Annotated in this window: 1 protein-coding gene; it reads right to left on the bottom strand. The window is 40.0% G+C overall.

From position 1 onward, the window contains the following. Positions 1–127 precede the first annotated feature (127 nt). A partial coding sequence (locus tag CWB80_RS21915; protein WP_138686314.1) for a DUF2931 family protein occupies positions 128–433 on the bottom strand: 306 nt, incomplete at its 5' end.

Below are 433 nucleotides of genomic sequence, written 5' to 3'. Positions count from 1 at the left end.
GATTTCCATTCTCATTGCATACGCCTGCTACCATGTAATCTATTTTTCCCGTTGACGAGCAACCTGCTAAAAACAAAGCACATGCAATTGAGATGAGTGGTTTTATAAACTTGTCCATAGTCGGTTTTTATTTATTCTCGCGCCATTGCGCTTGCCCTGAGCCTAGTTCATGTAATACACGATCAGTTCTATTTCTTCCCGAGGGCGCATTGGATAGCCAAACGTTAATTTCGCCTGTCTCGCTCATTCCTATTATTAAATAAGGTATGATTTCTTTTGCTTTGCGCCCAGTGCTCACAACGGTGTATCTAGGTAAGTTTTTAGCTAATTTATATCCCGCCTTATCTATGGCCACTTCACCGTAATAAATTCTATTTTCTGATTTATCAAGCCACTCAACTACCACTTTTTCTGGGAATTTTTGGTCGTATAC

This window comes from Pseudoalteromonas sp. S1650 (assembly GCF_005887195.1).
GTDB lineage: Bacteria > Pseudomonadota > Gammaproteobacteria > Enterobacterales > Alteromonadaceae > Pseudoalteromonas > Pseudoalteromonas simplex.
The sequence above is the reverse complement of the archived record's forward strand: the minus strand, read 5'-3'. Positions and strand labels throughout refer to the sequence as shown.